Annotated in this window: 13 protein-coding genes and 5 pseudogenes; 11 read left to right on the top strand and 7 right to left on the bottom strand. The window is 70.7% G+C overall.

Annotation, left to right across the window (positions count from 1 at the left end; genetic code table 11):
- Positions 1 to 44 precede the first annotated feature (44 nt).
- Positions 45 to 239 (top strand): annotated as a pseudogene (locus FHS37_RS16280) (transposase); the annotation flags it as partial.
- A gap of 21 nt (positions 240 to 260) precedes the next feature.
- Here the strand turns inward: FHS37_RS16280 and FHS37_RS16275 are convergent.
- Positions 261 to 644: pseudogene (locus FHS37_RS16275) on the bottom strand (helix-turn-helix transcriptional regulator); the annotation flags it as partial.
- Between the two features lie 237 nt (positions 645 to 881).
- Between FHS37_RS16275 and FHS37_RS16270 the strand changes: the two are divergent.
- Positions 882 to 1334, top strand: coding sequence for a DUF1801 domain-containing protein (locus FHS37_RS16270; RefSeq protein WP_184821735.1), 453 nt, complete (start codon positions 882 to 884; stop codon positions 1332 to 1334).
- A gap of 749 nt (positions 1335 to 2083) precedes the next feature.
- On the opposite strand, the gene FHS37_RS16265 is transcribed toward FHS37_RS16270, so the two are convergent.
- Together FHS37_RS16265 and FHS37_RS41290 are read right to left on the bottom strand one after the other, a co-directional pair.
- Positions 2084 to 2797, bottom strand: coding sequence for a VOC family protein (locus tag FHS37_RS16265; protein ID WP_184821733.1), 714 nt, complete (start codon positions 2795 to 2797; stop codon positions 2084 to 2086).
- Between the two features lie 292 nt (positions 2798 to 3089).
- Positions 3090 to 3257, bottom strand: a pseudogene (locus FHS37_RS41290) (IS5 family transposase); the annotation flags it as partial.
- A gap of 39 nt (positions 3258 to 3296) precedes the next feature.
- Here FHS37_RS41290 and FHS37_RS39415 point away from each other — a divergent pair.
- Positions 3297 to 3425 (top strand): hypothetical protein, encoded by a 129-nt coding sequence (locus tag FHS37_RS39415; RefSeq protein WP_373304293.1) that lies wholly within the window; start codon positions 3297 to 3299, stop codon positions 3423 to 3425.
- Positions 3426 to 3432: 7 nt separating this feature from the next.
- On the opposite strand, the gene FHS37_RS16250 is transcribed toward FHS37_RS39415, so the two are convergent.
- Together FHS37_RS16250 and FHS37_RS16245 are read right to left on the bottom strand one after the other, a co-directional pair.
- Complete coding sequence (locus FHS37_RS16250; RefSeq protein ID WP_184821731.1) at positions 3433 to 3963, bottom strand: DoxX family protein; 531 nt, start codon at positions 3961 to 3963, stop codon at positions 3433 to 3435.
- Between the two features lie 108 nt (positions 3964 to 4071).
- Positions 4072 to 4947, bottom strand: a complete 876-nt coding sequence (locus tag FHS37_RS16245) for a VOC family protein (protein ID WP_184821729.1) — start codon at positions 4945 to 4947, stop codon at positions 4072 to 4074.
- Positions 4948 to 4972: 25 nt separating this feature from the next.
- Here FHS37_RS16245 and FHS37_RS16240 point away from each other — a divergent pair, with 25 nt between their 5' ends.
- The 4 genes and pseudogenes from FHS37_RS16240 (at position 4973) to FHS37_RS16225 (ending at position 7479) form a co-directional block, all read left to right on the top strand.
- Entirely contained in the window at positions 4973 to 5983 is a 1011-nt protein-coding gene (locus tag FHS37_RS16240; protein WP_229890002.1) for an Lrp/AsnC family transcriptional regulator, read from the top strand.
- Positions 5984 to 6116: 133 nt separating this feature from the next.
- Positions 6117 to 6464, top strand: a pseudogene (locus tag FHS37_RS16235) (transposase); the annotation flags it as partial.
- A 328-nt stretch (positions 6465 to 6792) separates the two neighbouring features.
- On the top strand, positions 6793 to 7029 hold the full coding sequence (locus FHS37_RS16230) for a response regulator transcription factor (protein ID WP_184821728.1): 237 nt from the start codon (positions 6793 to 6795) through the stop codon (positions 7027 to 7029).
- Between the two features lie 225 nt (positions 7030 to 7254).
- Positions 7255 to 7479 carry a hypothetical protein gene (locus FHS37_RS16225; RefSeq protein ID WP_184821726.1) on the top strand — a complete coding sequence of 75 codons (225 nt, stop codon included), beginning with the start codon at positions 7255 to 7257 and terminating at the stop codon, positions 7477 to 7479.
- A 262-nt stretch (positions 7480 to 7741) separates the two neighbouring features.
- Here FHS37_RS16225 and FHS37_RS16220 read toward each other — a convergent pair whose 3' ends face one another.
- Positions 7742 to 9871, bottom strand: coding sequence for a serine/threonine-protein kinase (locus FHS37_RS16220; RefSeq protein ID WP_184821724.1), 2130 nt, complete (start codon positions 9869 to 9871; stop codon positions 7742 to 7744).
- Between the two features lie 419 nt (positions 9872 to 10290).
- Between FHS37_RS16220 and FHS37_RS16215 the strand changes: the two genes are divergently transcribed.
- The 3 genes from FHS37_RS16215 (at position 10291) to FHS37_RS16205 (ending at position 15121) form a co-directional block, all read left to right on the top strand.
- On the top strand, positions 10291 to 10605 hold the full coding sequence (locus tag FHS37_RS16215; protein ID WP_184821722.1) for a DUF6980 family protein: 315 nt from the start codon (positions 10291 to 10293) through the stop codon (positions 10603 to 10605).
- Positions 10606 to 11395: 790 nt separating this feature from the next.
- The gene (locus FHS37_RS39410; RefSeq protein ID WP_184821721.1) at positions 11396 to 14317 is read left to right on the top strand and encodes a sensor histidine kinase; all 2922 of its coding nucleotides are present in this window, start codon (positions 11396 to 11398) and stop codon (positions 14315 to 14317) included.
- Between the two features lie 120 nt (positions 14318 to 14437).
- Positions 14438 to 15121 carry a response regulator gene (locus FHS37_RS16205; protein WP_184821719.1) on the top strand — a complete coding sequence of 228 codons (684 nt, stop codon included), beginning with the start codon at positions 14438 to 14440 and terminating at the stop codon, positions 15119 to 15121.
- 78 nt (positions 15122 to 15199) lie between these two features.
- Here the strand turns inward: FHS37_RS16205 and FHS37_RS16200 are convergent.
- A pseudogene (locus tag FHS37_RS16200) lies at positions 15200 to 15882 on the bottom strand (integrase core domain-containing protein); the annotation flags it as partial.
- 647 nt (positions 15883 to 16529) lie between these two features.
- Here FHS37_RS16200 and FHS37_RS16195 point away from each other — a divergent pair.
- The gene (locus tag FHS37_RS16195) at positions 16530 to 18512 is read left to right on the top strand and encodes a dynamin family protein (RefSeq protein WP_190012417.1); all 1983 of its coding nucleotides are present in this window, start codon (positions 16530 to 16532) and stop codon (positions 18510 to 18512) included.
- Positions 18513 to 18687: the final 175 nt, after the last annotated feature.

Genomic DNA, 18687 nt, shown 5'->3' with positions numbered 1-18687 from the left:
TTCTGACCTGGACATGGTGCTGGGCGGCCTGGTCTGTGACCTCGAAGCCACTGATCGCCCGCCGCGGCACCGAACACGGCTCCGGCCTGGGCACCCGACGCTGGGTCGTGGAGCGCGCGTTCGCCCACCTGCACTGGTTCCGCCGCCTGCGGATCCGTCGGGAGATCCGCGACGACCTTCACGAAGCCTTCCTCGCCCTCGGATGCGCACTCATCTGCTGGCGGCGCCCGAGGTCTTTCCGTCAGGAGTTCCAAGCGACGTCACCGGGCGCGGGCCCCTTGGTTCTTGACCGGTCTGGTCACCTGCTCGGCCAGGCACGACGGGATTCCTGTCCCGGTCTGCGAATGGTCGCGGCGGTAGCCGCCCGGCGGCACGCCGACCAACTCGGTGAACCTCGTGCTGAAGGTGTCCGGCGAGGAGAAACCCACCGCGAAGCAGACCTCGGTGACGCTCAGGTCCCCGCGGCGCGGCAGCGTCATCGCCCGTTCGATCCGCCGGGTCATCAGGTGCGAGCAGGGAGACGCACCACAGGCGCGGCGGAACTCCCGGCTCAGGTGCCCGACCGGCATGTGCGCCCCACGGGCCAGTGCCTCGAGGTTCAGCGGCTTGGCGTATTCACGGCCGACTCGGTCGCGGACGCGGCGATGTCACGTAGACGTCGTGCCTCCCCACGCCCGAGTTCCACGAGCACCGTCGTTGCACGGCGCAACCGCCTCGCGGGCAGCGGGTTCGTCGCCACGCCGGGACCGGCGCGCCCTGGGACTGAACGGCGGGCGGGGGTGCGGGGTGAGCATCGATCAGGAATCGAGAAGCACCGGTTCCTGCGGCACGGCTAGCGTCGAAGCACTTCACACCGCACACGATCAGGAGAGGGGGCAGTGATGAGCGCGAACACCGGCACGAGCACGGAGGGCTTCTCCGAGGAAGAGCGTCATGCCATCAAGGAGCGCGCCGCGGAACTGAAGAAGGAGGTGAATCGTGGTCGCGGCAACAAGGCGGCCGCCGAGGAACTCGACGTGCTCTCGAGGATCGCGGAGATGGAGGCAGCGGACCGCGCAGTGGCCGAACGCATCCATGCCATCGTCACCACCAGCGCCCCGGAGTTGTCACCGAAGCTGTGGTACGGGCAGCCGGCCTACGCAAGGAAAGGGAAGGTCGTGTGCTTCTTCCGCAGTGGGCGCGTCGACAAAGAGCGTTACTCGACCTTCGGCTTCACCACCGCAGCGAACCTCGACAGCGACAGCGGCCTGTGGCCCACCTCCTACGCCGTGACCGAGCTGAGCGACGAAGCCGCACAGATGATCACCACTCTCGTCAAGAAGGCCGCAAGCTGAGTCCTTGCGCGGCCACACCACGGCGAGGTTCCTGGCGGGGTGGCGCGACGCGCATTGATCACCTGGTCGCACTGCTGGGCGACGAGGTCCCAGCGGATCGGGCGGGCCGGCGCCGGGGCGAGCCGCGGACAGGCGTCCGCCTCGCCGGGCACCGGCCGGTACAGCTCGACCTTGACGATCCGTTCGTTCGACACCCCCTCGGAGGGTCACAGCACTCGCAGCCGATCACCGGATCCGGCAGAACGCGCCCTGGTTGTCCCGGACACCCTCGGCACTCGGCCAGGGAAGCAGTCACAGCCCCAGGCCGCAGACGCTCCTCCTCCCACCGGTCCGGGCGGCCGTGGCTCCCGGCAGGAGAGGGCCGTCACGATCACCGCCGAGCCCTCCGTGCGCCGTGCCGAGCACCAGGACCTGAGGCGCCGCGTGGTGGTCCACACGGCCCAGGCCTCCGGTCATGTCCAGGCGGAGGCAGGACTGCTGCAGCACGGGGTGCGACTGCCTGGCGCCTGCGCCGACAGGCTCATGCCCGCCACGAGACCGGTCTGGTGCGCGGCCTGTGCAACCGCCTCCTGGAGGAGTGCCCGCACGCTCGCGGCTGCCCGGGCCTCCTACCGGCTCTCGCCACTCCGGCCGGTCACGGAACCCGGCGGGACGCGTTGATCTGCCCGTTGGGTGACGGGGGCCTGTCCGGCTCTCTGCTCTGCTCCCCGCAGCGGCAACCTCCTACCGCGGCTCCCTCGGTTCCGGCTTCACCGGCGCGTGAGCACGCGGAACGTGTTGCCGTCGGGGTCGGCCAGCAGCACCGAGCCGTCCCCGCCGTGGGCGGAGTCCAGGCGCTTCGCCCCGAGGGAGAGCAGGCGCTCGACCTCCGCTTGCTGATCGTCGTCCGGCACGAGGTCGAAGTGCAGGTCCTTGTCGGAGTCCGGCATCAGCGGCGGACCGCCCCACGTGATCTTCGTACCGCCGTTCGGCGACTGGATGGCGGTCTCCTCGTCCTGGTCCCAGACCAACGGCCAGCCCAGCGCCTCGCTCCAGAAGTAGCCCACGGCCTGCGAACCATCGCAGGCGAGCGCTCCGATGAAGCCGCAACCGGCGAGGAAATCATTGCCCGGCTCGAGGACGCAGAACTCGTTGCCCTCGGGGTCGGCGAGCACCACGTGGGACGCGTCCGGTCCCTGGCCGACGTCCGCGTGCCGCGCACCGAGGTCGAGCGCCCTGGCCACGGTCTCCTGCTGCTCCTCCAGGGAAGAGCTGGTCAGGTCGAAGTGCAGCCGGTTCTGGGCGGTCTTCTGCGCCTGGGAGGGACGGAAACCGAGGCGGTAGCCGGCGTCGTTCCCGGACAGCAGGGCGACGCCGTCGTAACGATCGTCGGCCCTCTCCAAGCCGAGGACGCCGGACCAGAAGTGCGCCAGGCGCTCGGGCTGGTGCGCGTCGAAGGAGATTGCGAAGAGTCGGCTGCTCATTGCGTCACGCGTCCTCGGTCCGTTGAATTCCGACTGTCGGCAGGGCGCCATGTCAGCGCCTCGAACGGGGATCCTATGGGCTGGCCGGCCTCGGTCGCAGCCGAGTATTCCGCGGCCCGCGTGCGGACTTGACTGTCGCTCCGTGCCCCGCGGGAGCGTGTGGCCGGTGTCGTGGGCCGGGTAGCCGTCGTGTGGTGGTGCCGTGGTACCGAGCTCCCGCCGGCGGCTTCCCCTCGTCCGGCTCGGCCTGTTCGATATCAGCACGGCACGGGTGGACGGCACCTCGAGCGGGTCACAGCCATGCGCCGACCGCGGCGGCCAGGACAGTGACCTCGAAGCGGACCGCGAGCTTGTCGAACCGCGTGGCCACTGCCCGGTTGCGCTTGAGGCGGTTGATCCCGCACTCCACTGCGTGGCGGGCTTCGCGATCCCCACGGTCGGGGACCGGAGGCCGCCCGCCCGGGAGGGAGCCGTCGCCGCAGGCTCCCGCCGCACCCGCATGCGCTGGTCTGCCTCGGTGCGCCTGCGCAGGGACGACACGCTCGTCCAGATCGCCGGCGGCATCGGCATCCCGGTGGGCACCGCCCACGCGCACACCTCCGCTCAGAGGCCGAGGCCCGCCAAGTGAGCATCCTTCACCGGGCAGCACTGTGGCCGGTGCCGGGCCGGATGACGTTCAGCAGGCCTCGGGGGGTGTTGTGGGCAGTGGAGGCGGCCCACAGTGCGAGCACGATGAAGAGCAGTTGCTCGGGAATCCTGAACCACAACGGCGTGGCTGGAGCGCCGTTGAGCGGAATGTCCTCGAGGGCAGCGTAGATGTTGGCCGGCAGCATCAGCGCAAAGAGTACGGCCAAGCAGATCCCGGCCGCGGGACGTGTCGTGGCTCGGATGAGTCCGGCGGCACCGAGGAACTCGAGTGTGCCGGTTGCGTAGACCATTGCGTGGGGAAACGGCACGAACGGCGGCACCATGGCCGAGAGGTCGTCGTGGCTGGGGATCACGGTGACGCCTGGTGGTGTGAAGTGCGCGGTCGCGGTGGCCACGAGCATGATCGCCAAGCCGTGCGTGGTACTGGCTTTCCAGGTCGCGAACCGTCTGATCCCCAGGGAGCCGAGCAGGCGGAATCCCAGCGCCGGGCCGACGAGGAGCATGAGGGTACCGAGCATGGTGTCCTCCGAGGAGAGCGAAGACGTGCAAGGGAGCGGCGGCCTTCTTCACGGGGCCGGCCGTTCGACGGCGGGAGGTGCAGGGCGGGGTGAGGTGGGCCGGGGCGTTCAGCCGCGGGTGAAGAACAGGCCGACTCCGTACGTGCGGCGGGCGGAGACGAAGAATCCACCACCGGTCGGCTGGGTCACCGTGCCGCCGCTCTCGACGACCTTTCGGGCGTCATCGACGTCGTCGACCAGGACGGTCATCGCGGCCAGGCAGGAGGAGGCCGGGACGGGTTCGCCGGGCAGCACGTCACCGGCGTGCGAGGCGCGGACGATCTCCAGCCGTGCAGCGGCCGTCTCCAGAACGGCGACCGGGCCCTCGTACCTGGCGGTTGCCTCCACCATGCGGGTGTACCGGTTCGTGATCCCGTCGAACTCGGTGTCGGCGGCCACGATCAGCACGGCGCCGAGGCCCCGAGCACCGTTCGGGTGGTTGAGATAGCGGGGCTGGTGCACATACCGGCGAGTGAGGTGCTGGGCGATCCCGACATGGCCCTCCGGGGTCGAGCGCGGATCGATGTGCACGGCGCGGGCGCGCACCGTGCGCGGTCCTTCCTCTGTGTCCACACCTCGCTCGAGTTCCAGCACTCCCGAGGTGCGCAGCCCGGCGTCAGTCAGCCGGCGGTCGGCGGCGTCGGCGTCGTCGGTGTCGAGGTTGAGCAGCCGGAAGCCCTCGTACTCGTCGGCCATCGCCTTGGTGTGCCAAGGGTCGGGTGCGGATTCGTCCACGATCCCGAGCAGCTCGATGTACGACCCGCCGAACAGTGCGCACCGGTCGGCCGTGCAGCCGGGCACCGGCGGTCGGCCCGGTCGCCCGCCGAGCAGGTGCCGCGAGCGAGGACTGAGGGTGAACCCGAATGAGAGGTAAGCCCGTTCCAGCCCTTCGAGGTCGCGGGTCAGGATCCCGGTGTGATGGATGCCCTGGATGTCGCGTGTCATGGGGCCGATACTTCATCGACCGTCCGTGCCTGACCCCCAACTGCCGTACCCACGCCGCTGTCCGACACCGGCTTACACTGATCAGGTGGATTCGGTCACGCTGGACGCACTCGATCTCCGACTCCTGCACGCGCTCCAGCTCGACGGTCGCGCCCCCTTCAGCAAGATCGCCGATGTTCTCGGCGTCTCCGACCGCACCGTGGCCCGCCGCTTCGGCCGGCTCCGCAGCACAGGGATCGCCCGGGTGGCCGGCGTACCCGACAGCCGCCGTACCGGCCACGCCGAATGGCTGGTGCGTCTGCGGGGCCTGCCGTCAGCCACCGCACCGCTGGCCCGTGCGTTGGCGCGCCGCCCGGACACGGCCTGGGTGACCGTTCTCTCCAGCGGTACTGAGATCGTGTGCATCTTCCGCGTCGCCGAGGAGGGACCGGCGCCCTTGGAAGGGCTCGGCCGCCTGCCACAGATCACGCAGGTCGACGTACAACGGCTGCTGCGTCCTGTGATGGACCACCGCTGGGCCGGGCGGACATCAGCACTTACCGCGGAGCAGATCACCGCGCTGCGGCCACCTCCCGCCGCGGACGCCGGTCCGGTCTGCCTGACCGAACTCGACCGCCGCCTGCTCCCTGCCCTCGCCGCAGACGGCCGCGCGGCCTACCCGGGCCTCGCGCAACAGGTCGGCTGGTCCGAATCCGCCGTACGTCGTCGCTTGGAAGAACTCCGCCGCACCGGCGTGCTCCAGCTGGACGTCGAGGTTGCCCCACGCGTGTTCGGGTTCTCCGCCCAATGCCTGGTCTGGCTGACCGTCACCCCCGCCCGGCTGGGCAGTGTCGCCCGGGCCCTGGCCTCCGACCCCGAAGCAGCCTTCGTCGGCACCACGACCGGCACCCACAACCTGATCGCCATCGCCGTCTGCCGGGACGCCAATGCCCTCCACGCCTACCTCACCGACCGCATCAGCTGTCTCAACGGCGTCGACCGCGTGGAAACCGCCATGGTCACCTCCTACACGAAGCGAACGGCCCCATCGCCGTGACGACGTCGAGGTCGTGGAAGGGCCCGACCCCGGCGTGAGCAGCGCCGGGATGTGGACGTCCAGGGTCACGGGCCCGGACCAGCACGGCGTCGGTCGCTTCTTGAATCGCGAGTCGCTCTTGCCCCACGCGCCTCTCGGACGGCAGTTCCCGCAGGTCAAAACGGTGCTGCTGGATGCCGCGGTGGACATCGCCGCGTTCGCGGACCTCCCGTCGGCGTACTGGAAGAAGACCTGGTCGGCCAACCCGCTGGAACGGCTGAGCCGGGAGATCAAACGCCGGACCGACGTCGTCCGGGTCCGCCCCGACCTCGACGCCCTGGATCGGCTCGCTGCCGCGGTCCTGGCCGAGCTCCACGACGCGCGGCAGGTCCTCGACCGCCGCCACCTGCCGGAAGCCTCCATGGCTGAGCTCTTCACGACCCGGCCAGCCGAGTCCCAACCGCGGATCACCCCGCAACCGGAACCAGAACAGCTGCCGTGACTACACCACTCCACCGGACATGACCGGCCAACGCAGCGCGTCACCGGGATCCCCGGCCGGCTGCGGGATGCACCGAGCGGCAAGAGACCGGTCCGCACGCCGCCCCGCTCCGCCCTCCCCGGCCCGGGCGGGGCGGGGAGGGGCAAGGAGGGAAGGGCGGAGCAGGGCGGGGCAGAAAATTTCCGGAAAGTACGCACGGCGTGGAACCGCGTCCCGAGCCCTTTACGTGAAGCACACCAACAGCGGCATCTCGGTACATATCGACCGCTTCCCGGAGCGTGAGCAGTGATGACCGAGCCGATCCGTCGGAGAAAGCCCCGTGAATCCCATGCACGCCACACCCACGCTGTACGCCGAAGCCCCCGCACCCGTTCAGGCCCCGTTGGCCCCGCGCGAGCAGGAGGTTCTGCGGCACATCGCCGCAGGGCGCACCTACGCTCAGACGGCCCGCCGCATGGGGGTGTCCCCGCACACGGTCGACGCCTATCTGCGCCGTGTCCGGGTCAAGTCCGGCCTCACCAGCACGGCAGAACTCATGCGGCTGGCCATCGCCCTCGGGCTGTGACGCCCGGCCACCGGCTCCCCTCCCGGAAGCGGGTGACGGGTCCGGGACCCGCAGGACCCGCCGGGCGCGGAAGGGGGAGGACGGAGGGCCACGACAGTGCGGAAGGTCCGTGATGTCATGAAATGTCCCATCCTTGTGACAAGCTCTCAAGATCCGTTGACGCCGTCATGGCCGGCCTTCCACGCTGGTGGGTAAGCAGCCCCTACACCCCTTGAGGAGATCATCATGGCGACAAGCTCCTGGTGGCGCCTGCGGCACCTCGCCGGCGCGGCGTGCGCTGCTGCGCTGCTCGCCGGGACGGCGGGCGTGGCGGGTGCCGAGGCGGTGCCCCGAACAGCGGAGGCCTCGATGGGATCACCGAGGGCGGCACCACATGAGACCTGCACGGATTACCACTACGACGAGAACGGCACGCTCGTCTGGAACCCGCCGGGCTGCACGCCGCCCTGAGGTGAGGCAGCCTCCGCCGGCCGCGCGTTCCCATCGGAACCGGTGGTGCCGGCGGCCGGTGGTCCCCCGCTGTCACGACGTATGCCGCCCGGGGCCTGACCGCACGCCCCGGGAAACGCTCCCGATCCGCAACGGCAGGAACTGCCGAGGGGGTGCCGACCCGCGGGGAGTGAGCCACCCGCAACGTCCTGCGCGCCGCGGCCTACGGCGGTGGGGAGCCGGCCCGGTCGTCGGCGCGGTCGGTCCGCCGGCCGCCGGTCGGTTAGATGGTGATCACCGACACCGTGCCCGAGCTCCCGTTGGTCACGTAGACCCGGCCCCCGTCCGGGGACACCGCCACCCCTGCCGGGCCGCGGCCGACGTCGATGGTCCGCTCCACCTTGTTCGTCTCGGTGTCGATCACCGACACCGTGCCCGAGCTCCCGTTGGTCACGTAGACCCGGTCCTCGATCCGGGACACCGCCACCCCCTGCAGGCCCCGGCCGACGGGAATGGGTTTGCCCATCTTGCGGTTCGTCACGGTGTCGATCACCGAGACCGTGCCCGAGCTCCCGTTGGCCACGTAGGCCCGGTCCCCGATCAGAGACACCGCCACCCCTGCCGGGCCGCGGCCGACGTCGATGGTCCGCTCCACCTTGTTCGTCTCGGTGTCGATCACCGACACCGAACCGGAGCTGAAGTTGGTCACGTAGACCCGGTCCCCGTTCGGGGACACGTCCACCCCCTGCGGGCCGCGGCCGACGTCGATGGTCCGCTCCACCTTGTTCGTCTCGGTGTCGATCACCGACACGGAGGCCGAGGCCAGGCTGGTCACGTAGACCCGGTCCCCGTTCGGGGACACGTCCACCCCCTGCGGGCCGCGGCCGACGTCGATGGTCCGCTCCACCTTGTTCGTCTCGGTGTCGATCACCGACACGGAGGCCGAGGCCAGGCTGGTCACGTAGACCCGGTCCCCGAACGCCGCCACCCCCTTCGGGGAACCGTCGACGGGAATCGGGGCACCCTTCGTGCGGTTCGTCTCGGTGTCGATCACCGACACCGAATCCGAGCTCTTGTTGGCCACGTAGGCCCGGTCCCCGTCCGGGGACACCGCCACCCCATCGGGGAAATCACCGACCCGGATCAGGGACGGTTCAGGACCCGGGGAGGGCGACTGCGTCAGGTAGATACCGCCCCCCGCGGCCAGCACCGCCGCCACCGCCCCCGCAATGAGCCCGGCCCGCCGGCGCCCGGGCCGCCGCGGACGGAGCCGCGGCCCGGTCTCCTCGTCCTTGGAGTCCTTGGACGGCGGCGGCTTGAGGGGCGGACCGGCCGAACCGGCCGGCGGCAGGAACTCGGTCAGCGGCTCCGGCCCCGCCGAGCGCGACGACCCGCCGTCGGTCCGCCCAGCCACTCCAGCCACTCCAGCCGGTTCGGCCGGTTCGGCCGGTTCGGCCGGTTCGGCCGGTTCGGCCGGTTCGGCCGGTTCGGCCGGCGGCAGCAGCGGGGGGAGAGCCGAGGACCGCGAACCGGACGGGCCGGGCTGGGCGGCGATGAAGGTCAGCCGCTGTGCGGCCTCGTCACCGCCCATCCGCTGCGCGGGATCCTTGGCCAGCAGCCCCAGAAAGACCGGGGCCAGCTCCGCCGCCCGGCGCGGCGGAGCTGGAGACTCCGACAGCAGGGCACTCAGCATGGCGCAGTCGGAGTCACGGTCGAAGGGGCCGGTCCCCTCGAGCGCGAAGTACAGCGTGCCGCCGAGGGAGAACAGGTCGGAGGCCGCGGTGGGCGTCTCACCGCGGAGTCGTTCGGGAGCCATGAAGCGCACCGTCCCGATGATCTCCGCGGGGGCGGTCAGACGCGGCTCGCCGGTACTCGGCCCCAGCGCGATGCCGTAGTCGGTCAGCAGCACCCGACCGCCCTCCGCACCATGGGGGGACTGCGGGTCGGTATCGGTCAGCAGGACATTGGCCGGCTTGACGTCCCGGTGCAGCACGCCGAGCCGGTGCCCCTCCAGCAGGGCGTCCAGGATCGCCAGCCCGATCCGGGCGACATCGGCGAGCAGCAGCGGCCCCCGCTCGCGCACCACCGCCTCCAGGTCCGTGGCACCGGGTACGAACTCCATGACGATCCACGGCAGACCGCCCGACTCCACGATGTCGTACACGGTGACGACATGAGGATGGTTGCGCAGCCGCGCGGCATGCTGTGCCTCAGCGCGGGCCCGCGCGATCCGCGAACCCACCTCGCCCTCCGGGACGCCCGGCGGCAGAATGATCTCCTTGAGGGCCACCTCGCACGCCAGTTCCTGGTCATGGGCCAGCCACACCCGTCCCATGCCACCAGCGCCGAGCCGACGCAGGAGCCGGTAGCGCCCGGCGATCACCCGCCCGCCGGCCTCGTACGCTCCCGTCATGGCGCTCCCTCTTCCAGGACGGCCCGGACTGGGTCTTCCCGGCGAGCGTTGAACAGCCTCTCTTCAGGTATTTCATATCGCCCGAGCAGCGGCAAGTCACCCGCAACGGGCGTGGCCCGCACAGGTTCCCCGCGGGACCAGCACCGGCCACGCCCACCGGCCGGCCCCGCCCGGGCCCGGCACCCGAACACCGCAGGACCCGGCAACGAACCCGACGACAAGCCACGCCCCGGCACCGCACCACCGGCACCGGCCACCCGCACCCGAGGCCGTCGCGCGTCCCCGGGCACCGGCCACCGCACAGGCCCCGCACCCGAAGCACCCGTTGCGCATCCGTCAGGTCTCCGCGTGCGCCCGGTGATCATCACAGACCGTGATCTACTTCTGGTCACGATGCCGACCGACGGGAAGCCGGGGTCATGACCGACCACTGCTGCGAGGCGATGACCAGCCGCGTGAACGTGTGCTGCGACCAGCACGACGACCCCTCCTCCTGCCCGGACGCGCTGGTTGGGTTCAGCGCCAGGTTCCAGGAGTACGGGCTGATCATCCATGACGGCGGTACGTCGAGCGTCACGATCGACTTCTGCCCTTGGTGCGGACGACGCCTCCCCGAGTCGCAGCGGGACCGATGGTTCGACGAGCTGGAGCGCCGCGGGATCGATCCTCGGGAGGACGAGGTTCCCGCTGAGTTCCAGGACGACCGCTGGCTCGCCTCTCTGCGCCAGGAGTAACGAACCAGCGGCCTCGGGCCGCATCTGAAACACGCCCTGAGGAGTTCGGGGCTCGGCTGCACTCCCGTGCCCGGGCTGCGCGGGGCGTCGCGGTCGTGGTGCGGCCGGCCGATCGGCAGGAGCCGTCCAGGGCGAAGGCCCTGTCCGAGCCCTCGGCGCACACGCATCCGGCTCCGGATCCCTCGTGCGAGGCGCGCGGACGCCTCGAGCCGGTCATCGGCGCGCCGAACGCACGGTACGGGTCAGGCACCGTGGGCCCGGCGGTCGCCATCACCGGACAGCAGGGGGCGGTACTGGGCTGTCCGTCAGAGGCGGGCTTCTCGGGGGCAGGATCCTGGGGGACAACTCGCCGGTTGCGTGGCTCCTTCTGCTTGCGCCCGCCGCGTACAGCACTCGCCGTGCCCTGGCCACGTGGGTCGTAGCCCTTCCCTCGCTCCGGGCGTTCTGCGCGCCGGTCCCGGCGGGCTGCTCCGCCGGCCTCACCGCTCAGCCCTTCATGGCCAGGACCAGCCCGGCGCAACCGCTCACGTGCTCGTCATCGAAGATCGCGTGGGTCTTGCCGGGAGCGTGAAACAATTGCACTGGAGAGGTGTCCGTTCAGGCTGGTTGCCGGGAGCTTCGACAACTCCCATCACCCCGAGTCAGCGGGCGCCTCCCGCCTTCAGGACACTCAGGTCGGATATCGGCCCGTGGCCCCAGGCTGAGTCCCCCGTGCGCGACGACCGACTACGCGAGGTCACCAGTTCCGCACCCCCTACCAACGTCGTGGCACTGCGTGGAGTGATGCCGCGTGGCCCGAACACTCTCCTTTCGTGCCGTTATCCGGTCTCCTGCGCAGCGAGTGACCCGCTGGTCTTCCTGGCGCAGCGTCACGATCGTCGAGGGCCTGCTCGTGCTGGTCGGGGCGCTGGTGTGTGCGACGGCAGCGCTGCGGATCGCCCGGACCAGGACGTGGGCCGGAGGGCCGGTGTCGCCGCTCCTCGTCACGCTGGGGACCCTCGCGGTCGGAGTGGGGACCGGCCTCCTGCTGCTCAAGCACCGCCGCCACCCCCTGCCCCCGGCCCTGGCCGGCCTGGGCCTGTGCCTCCTGTACTTCGGCGCCCCCGTGCTGCCCCCCTTGCACCACACCGTCATCCCGGAATCCGGCCTCACCTGGTGGGCCGTCAAGATCATGCTGTGGGGCGGCCTGTACGCGCTGGCACTCTCAGGGGCCTGGCGGGCCTTGGCCGCGGTCGCCTTCCCCGCGGCACTGCTGGACCTGATCGGAACATGGCACTCCTACCAGGACGAGGGAACCGGGCCGTTCCTGGCGATGTCGGCGTCTCGTTGGACGGCCGATGTCGTGGTACCGGTGGTGCTGGGGTGGTGTGTACGCCACCGGCGTGCGCTGCCCGCCGCCCTGCTCGTGCTGGGCGTGTACTTTCTCGAGTACGGCATCTTCTTTCCCTTCGGCAAGCGATTCTTCGCCTTCCCCTCACCCGAGACCACCTCTTGGGTCCTCACCATCATGCTCATATCCGGCTTGTATGCACTGGCCGTTTCCAATGCATCCCGGTCCGCCCTGATCGCGGTCATCCTCACCGCAACCGCCGTGGTCGCCTTCACCCAATGGCTCACCTACCGCACCGAAAGTCCTGACATTTTTCTACGGATCCTGACCCAGGGCATGGCGGTCCATATCCTGATGCCGGTCGGGCTGGGTTTGTATGTCAAGACCCGTCGACGGCTGATCGTCGGTCTGCGCGAGCGCGGGGAGCTGCTGAAGCGCGAGCAACACCTGCTGGCCGACCGGGCCCGCGCCGACGAGCGGGCCCGCATCGCCCGCGAGATGCACGACGTGGTCGCCCACCGGGTCACCGACATGATCGGCCAGGCCCACGCGCTGGCCACACGGGCGGTCACCGATCCGCGGACCGCCGCCGAGAGGATCGGCCACCTGGGGGATGCGGGCCGACAGGCCTTGGCCCAGCTGCGCGAGGTCCTCGTCGTGCTGCGCCGCAGCGACGCCCAGGAGTCCGATACGGCTCAGCCGCGGTCGGCGGGCTCGGTCACCCGCGCCCAGCGAGCGGCTCCGTCGGCGGCTCGGGCTCATGCTCCTGAGCCCCGCGATCCGGTGGACAGGACTGCCCCAGCGTGGCGGCAACTCCCCTGGCGGGGCCCGAGTGCCGTCGAGGGCCTGCTCGTGCTGGTCGGGGCGCTGGTGTGTGCGACGGCAGCGCTGCGGATCGCCCGGACCAGGACGTGGGCCGGAGGGCCGGTGTCGCCGCTCCTCGTCACGCTGGGGACCCTCGCGGTCGGAGTGGGGACCGGCCTCCTGCTGCTCAAGCACCGCCGTCACCCCCTGCCCCCGGCCCTGGCCGGCCTGGGCCTGTGCCTCCTGTACTTCGGCGCCCCCGTGCTGCCCCCCTTGCACCACACCGTCATCCCGGAATCCGGCCTCACCTGGTGGGCCGTCAAGATCATGCTGTGGGGCGGCCTGTACGCGCTGGCACTCTCAGGGGCCTGGCGGGCCTTGGCCGCGGTCGCCTTCCCCGCGGCACTGCTGGACCTGATCGGAACATGGCACTCCTACCAGGACGAGGGGTCGGGTGAATTCCTGTCCATACTGGCGGTCACTTGGGTGATCGATGTCGTGACGCCGGTGGTGTCGGGATGGTGCGTGCACCATCGCCGTCCCCTGCCTCCCGTCCTCCTCGGACTATTCGCTTTCCACTTCTGGTTCAACGGCTTCTTGCCTCCCCTTCGCGGCCAATTCTTTTTCCCTGACGTCGCTCTCACCTGGTGGGCCATCGTTCTCCCGGTCACGGCCGGACTGTATGTACTGGCGCTTTCCAGCACATCCCGGCGCGCCCTGACAGTGGTCACTCTCACCGCGACATCGCTGTGGGTGGTCAACATCTTGCACTACAATGTTGCCGGGAATAAATTCTCAATACTGTCGGGCCTGGTCTATAACCTGATACCTTTTATCGTGGTTCCAGTCGGACTGGGCCTGTATGTCAAGACCCGCCGCCAAGTGATCGCAGGCCTGCGGGAGCATGCCGTCCGGCTCGAACGCGAACGACACCTGCTGGCCGCCAGAGCCCAGGCCGAGGAGCGGGCCCGCATCGCCCGGGAGATGCACGATGTGGTCGGCCACGGCATCACCCACATGGTGATGCACGCCAACACCGCTCAAGTCCAAGCCGCCCGGAGTGCACAGGCCACCGCGGCCGCCGCTGAACTGATCGGCCGACTGGGACAGCAGACTTTGGCCGAGCTGCGCCAAGTGCTGGGGGCGCTGCAGTCGGATCAGCCGGCCGAGGTGGGGGCGGCGCAGCCGAAGCTGGCGGATCTGACGCCGTTGGTGACCCAAGTGCGCACCACCGGGGCACCGGTGGACTTGCACGTGGAAGGCCCGGCACGTCCGGCCAGTCGGATCATGGAGTTGGCGGCGTATCGCATCGTGCAGGAGTCCTTGACCAACGCACACAAGCATGCCGGGGACGCCCCGGCCCAGGTGGTGGTGCGCTACCTGCCCCAGGTAGTGGAGGTGGTGGTGGAGAACGCCGCTCCGGGCTCTCGGCCTGCCGGCGCTTTGCCCAGCGGGGGCTTGGGGCTGGTCAGCATGCGCGAGCGGGCCGAGGTGCTGGGCGGCCAGTTCCACGCCGGGGCTACCGAGCAGGGCGGGTTCCGGGTGGAGGCCAGGCTGCCCTACGCCCCGGCGGCCTGAGCGCCCTCTGGCCGGATCACCACCGCAAGTGGCCCGCCGACTCGGCACGAGGCAGGCTGGGGATCAGGCGGTGAACACCGCCGGCGGTCGGCCGCCTGATCCGAGCCCAGGGAGCGACGCATGGCGATCCGGGTCATGATCGTCGACGACGAGTGGATACCGCGACACACATTCCGCACGGTGCTGTCCGACGCGCCCGACATCGAGGTCGTCGCCGAAGCCGGTGACGGCACCGCCGCTTTGGAGCAGCTGCGCACCACCGACGTCGACGTGGTGCTCATGGACGTCTGTATGAAGCCGATGGACGGGGTGGAGGCCACCCGCTGCATCCGCGCCTCCGGAGCGGAGTGGCCCCGGGTGCTCATCTTGACCGCCTTCGATGCGGACGAGAACGCCTTCGCCGCCCTCAGAGCCGGCGCCAGCGGGTTCTTGCTCAAAGAGTCCTCACCGTCCGAGGTGGTCGCCGCGCTGCGGACGGTGTACTCCGGGGATGCGGTGGTCGCCCCCGGCCTGACCCGGCGCCTGCTGGACCGGTTCGTTCCCCTGCTGCCGGCGGAGCACCGGTCCGTCCCCCAGACGCTGGAGGTGCTGACCGAGCAAGAGCTGCGGGTCCTGGAGTTGGTGGCCCAGGGCTTGTCCAACGCCGAGATCGCCGGGCAGCTCACGCTGGCCGAGAAAACCGTCAAGACGCACGTGGGGCACATCTACCAGAAGCTGGGGCTGCGGGACCGGGCGCAGGCGGTGATGTTGGCCTACAAGACCGGCCTGGTCAAGCTCCACCACTTCCCGGAAAGCGCCGGCTGACCGCAGGCCCGGCCGCCGGGTGCCCGCCGACCGGAACACCGGAACACCGGACTCGATGCCGCAGGACGCAGGCCGGCACTAGGTGTGCTGATCGGACAGGTTGGTGACGCGGCCGGCTGGTGTGGCCGCCGATGCCGGTGTGGGGGCGGTGGTCGTACCGGTCCAGCCAGTCGGGGAACGCCGCCTGCCGTTCGGCGTCCGAGGTGTGGGGCCGTTGGTGGGTCCGTTCTCGAGCAGGGTGCGGTGGAAACGTTCGGCCTTGCCGTTGGTCCACGGCCGCAGGGCCGGGTCCAGCGGGGGCCGGTGCCCGGTTCGCGGCGGGTCTGGCGCCAGGTGTTCTCGGGGCAGGCCCGGACGTCGTCGGTGAGGACCCGTCCGGTCGGGATGCCGCGTGCGGCGAACCGGGCGGCAGCCCGGGTGGGGAAGCCGACGCAGGTGCCGGTGGTCTTGCCGGGCAGGTCTTCGGTGCGGACGAGGCGGGTGTGGTCGTCCGGGGCGGTGTGCGCGTAGGCACAGCCGTTCCCGGTCCGGTTGCGTCGGCCTTCGGCACGGCCCCGGGTGCGGTACCCGCCGTCGGAGATGCGGCCGAGTTCCTCGACGTCGGTGTGGATCAGTTCGCCGGGCCGGGCACCTTCGCAGCGGCGCCCTGGTTCGCCGGTGGCCCGGTCCGGCGTGGCCGGGGCCGGCAGGTTGTTGCGGCACAGGATGCGGTGCGCGGTGGAGGCGGCGGTGCCGCAACGTGCTGCCGGACGCACCGGGCCGGACGCAGCCCGCCGGTCGGCGTCAGCGGGGCATCACGGTGGGACACGGGCCCCTGGCGGCCGGCGGTAGACGTCGCAGTCCACACCGAATCCAGAAGGCCCTCCCCCGTTCAAGCACCCAGCACCCGTGTCACCGACGTCCCGGGACAGCGCACCCAGGCCCCGAGCACACGTGGCCGCGGCCCGGAGCCGGGCTCGGGTGCAGCCGCCGGCCTCTTAGGTGGCTGGGTTCAGCGTCCTCCCCGCTCACACGCCCGATACGCCCCCCGGATGGGGGGTGCATCCCCCGGGCGGCGGGGTCTGCCCGGATGCCCGGGGTCGGGACCGCGGTCTGAGGTGCGGTGTGCGCCTGCGGGCTGATCGGCGTCCCTGAACGGGCCACCGGTTGGACCGCGAAGGCCGGGCCGGGGCCCGACGACCCGCGCTCCCTCCCTTCCTACCTTCGGAAGTGTTCTCCCCGGAGACAACGCCCGGCTTCGCCGCGGCCACGGCCGAGGCGAAGCGCGCGAGCGTGTGGGGAACCGCACGAGCCGTGCGGGCGGGCCGGTGGCCTGCCGTGTGCCAGCCCCGGGGAGGCGAGGCCGTGGACCGGCCTCCCCTCTCCCCGTCCGCTCAGCGGTCGCTCACCGCTGGTGGACGACATCCTGATGAACGACAAGAAGGAGATCACGAACATGGGTAACAACGACCTCGCCCGTTTCAAGGCCCGGAAGCAGGAGCTCATCGAGGTGATCCAGCGTCTGCGCAAGGTGGCCGCCGACCTCGGGGACACCGCGGCTGTCACGGCGATGGACGCGCTGGCGGCCAAGGTCGACCGGGACGTGTTCAAGGTGGTGTTCCTCGGCCAGTTCCGCCGGGGCAAGTCCACAGTGATCAACAGTGAGTTGGGCCGCGAGGTACTGCCGGCCTTCGCCGTGCCCACCACGGAGATCCCGATCGAGGTGAGGTACGGCGAGGAGCCCTACGCGGTGCTTCACCCGCGCGACGGCGGTGCTCAGGTGCGGATTCCGGTGGAGCAGCTGGCGGCGCACGTGGTGATCGACAACGAGCAGCCGGAGCGCAAGAGCCGGTTCGAGCGTTGCGAGGTGTACTACCCGCTGCCGCTGTGCGAGAACGGGGTGGAGCTGGTCGACACGGCGGGCACGGACGATGACGAGGAACGCGAGCGGGTCACCTTCGAGTACCTCACCCAGGCCGACGCCTGCGTCTACGTGCTGGACTGCACCCAGCCCATGGGGATCAACGAGCGGGACTTCCTGGTCGACCGGCTGCTGCCGCTGGGCCAGGAGGACATGTTCTTCGTCTACAACCGCATCAACCTGGTCCCGGAGGAGGAGCGCGACCGGGTCATCGAGGTCGCCACCGCCCGGGTCACCCGCATCAGCGCCGACGGCCGACCGCTGCGGGTGAAGCCCGAGCGGATCTTCTTCCTCGACGCCAAGGGCGCGCTGGACGGCTGCACGGCTGCCGATCCCCAGGCGGTGGCCGTGTCCGGGCTGCCCGAGTTCGACAGGGCGCTGCGGACCTTCCTGGCCCAGGAGCGCGGGCGCGCGAAGCTTCTGGGTCCGGCGCGGGAGTTGCGCTACAAGGTGCAGGACGCCAGGCGGATGGTGGCTGACCGGCAGGCGATGTACCACCAGTCCCTGGAGGAGCTGGAGGCCAACTACGAGGCCGCGCAGCCGCAGCTGGAGCTGCTCGAGCAGCAGCGCCGGACCATCGCGGGGTCGCTGGCGATGCAGATCACAGCCATCGAGCAGGACGTCGAGGCCGCCGCGCGGAGCCTCTTCGCAACACTGGCCGAGGAGTGCCCGCAGTTCACCCTGCAGGCGGAGCTGGAGCACAAGCTGGGTGCCAACCCGCTCACGCACAAGCAGCAGGTCGAGGCCGTGGTCGAGGAGCTCGCGGAGGTCGTGGACCAGTGGATCAAGGACCGGGCCTTCACCTGGACCCAGGACACGCTGGCCCCGCTGCTGGAGGAGAGCACGGCAAAGCTGCACGAGGGCGTCAGCACGGACCTGGAGCACTTCCTGGACACCGCCCACAAGGTGATGGACACCGTGTCCGGCAACCGGAAGCTGAGCATGGACGACGGGGCCGGTCCCCCGCTGGAGCGTGTACTCGCCGGGCTCGGCGGCACCGTGCTGCTCGACCCGGGCCTCGGGGCCATCGGGGCCCGCTTCGGCGCCGGGGAGATGGTCCGGGCGGTTTTCCCCCAGTTGGCCGTGCTGGTCATCGGCCTCATGGTCGGTCTGGGGCCGCTGGGCATCATGGCGGCACTGACGGCCACGGCCCTGTTGCTGTTCCCCGGCAGGCTGGAGCGGATGACGAACAAGGTCCGGGAGAAGGTGGGTGAGGAGATCGCGGACGGCATCCGCAGCCAGGCACCGGACACCGCGCGGGAGATCGCCTGCGGCGTGGGCGAGCGGCTGCGCGCGCTGGCCGACGCTGTGGACACCGGCCTGGAGGCGCGCGCGGCCTCGGTGCGGCAGCAGATCGAGGCCGCGTTGCACGACAAGCGGGTCGGCCAGAAGACGATCGACGAGCAGCAGAAGCTGATGCTGCGGCTGGCCCAGACCCTCAACGAGATCGAGGCCGCACGCAGCGGTCTCGAGGACGCCGTCCGCGGCTGAGTGACCCTCCGTCACGGCCCCGGTACCCGGCCTGAACCCGGGTGCCGGGGCCTCAGTCTGCGCCTGGCCACGCTCGTGCATCTCCGCCACGGGACGCCCCCAGGACGTGCCGGCCTGCTGGCTCCACGCGGGCCGTTCCACCGTCGCCTGGTCCGTCGATGAGGTGCGGCTGCTG

The sequence above is a fragment of the Streptomyces griseomycini genome, from assembly GCF_014203535.1.
Taxonomy (GTDB): domain Bacteria; phylum Actinomycetota; class Actinomycetes; order Streptomycetales; family Streptomycetaceae; genus Streptomyces; species Streptomyces griseomycini.
Note: the sequence above shows the minus strand (reverse complement) of the source record. Positions and strands in the feature narration are given on the sequence as shown.

Bases quoted from the DNA above. Each gene is read 5' to 3' on its own strand.
- FHS37_RS16250 (WP_184821731.1), bottom strand. From the start codon at position 3,963: ATGCTCGGTACCCTCATGCTCCTCGTCGGCCCGGCGCTGGGATTCCGC.
- FHS37_RS16245 (WP_184821729.1), bottom strand. From the start codon at position 4,947: ATGACACGCGACATCCAGGGCATCCATCACACCGGGATCCTGACCCGC.
- FHS37_RS16215 (WP_184821722.1), top strand. From the start codon at position 10,291: ATGACCGACCACTGCTGCGAGGCGATGACCAGCCGCGTGAACGTGTGC.
- FHS37_RS16270 (WP_184821735.1), top strand. From the start codon at position 882: ATGAGCGCGAACACCGGCACGAGCACGGAGGGCTTCTCCGAGGAAGAG.
- FHS37_RS16220 (WP_184821724.1), bottom strand. From the start codon at position 9,871: ATGACGGGAGCGTACGAGGCCGGCGGGCGGGTGATCGCCGGGCGCTAC.
- FHS37_RS16205 (WP_184821719.1), top strand. From the start codon at position 14,438: ATGGCGATCCGGGTCATGATCGTCGACGACGAGTGGATACCGCGACAC.
- FHS37_RS16230 (WP_184821728.1), top strand. From the start codon at position 6,793: ATGCACGCCACACCCACGCTGTACGCCGAAGCCCCCGCACCCGTTCAG.
- FHS37_RS16265 (WP_184821733.1), bottom strand. From the start codon at position 2,797: ATGAGCAGCCGACTCTTCGCAATCTCCTTCGACGCGCACCAGCCCGAG.
- FHS37_RS16195 (WP_190012417.1), top strand. From the start codon at position 16,530: ATGAACGACAAGAAGGAGATCACGAACATGGGTAACAACGACCTCGCC.
- FHS37_RS39415 (WP_373304293.1), top strand. From the start codon at position 3,297: ATGCGCTGGTCTGCCTCGGTGCGCCTGCGCAGGGACGACACGCTCGTC.
- FHS37_RS16225 (WP_184821726.1), top strand. From the start codon at position 7,255: ATGGCGACAAGCTCCTGGTGGCGCCTGCGGCACCTCGCCGGCGCGGCG.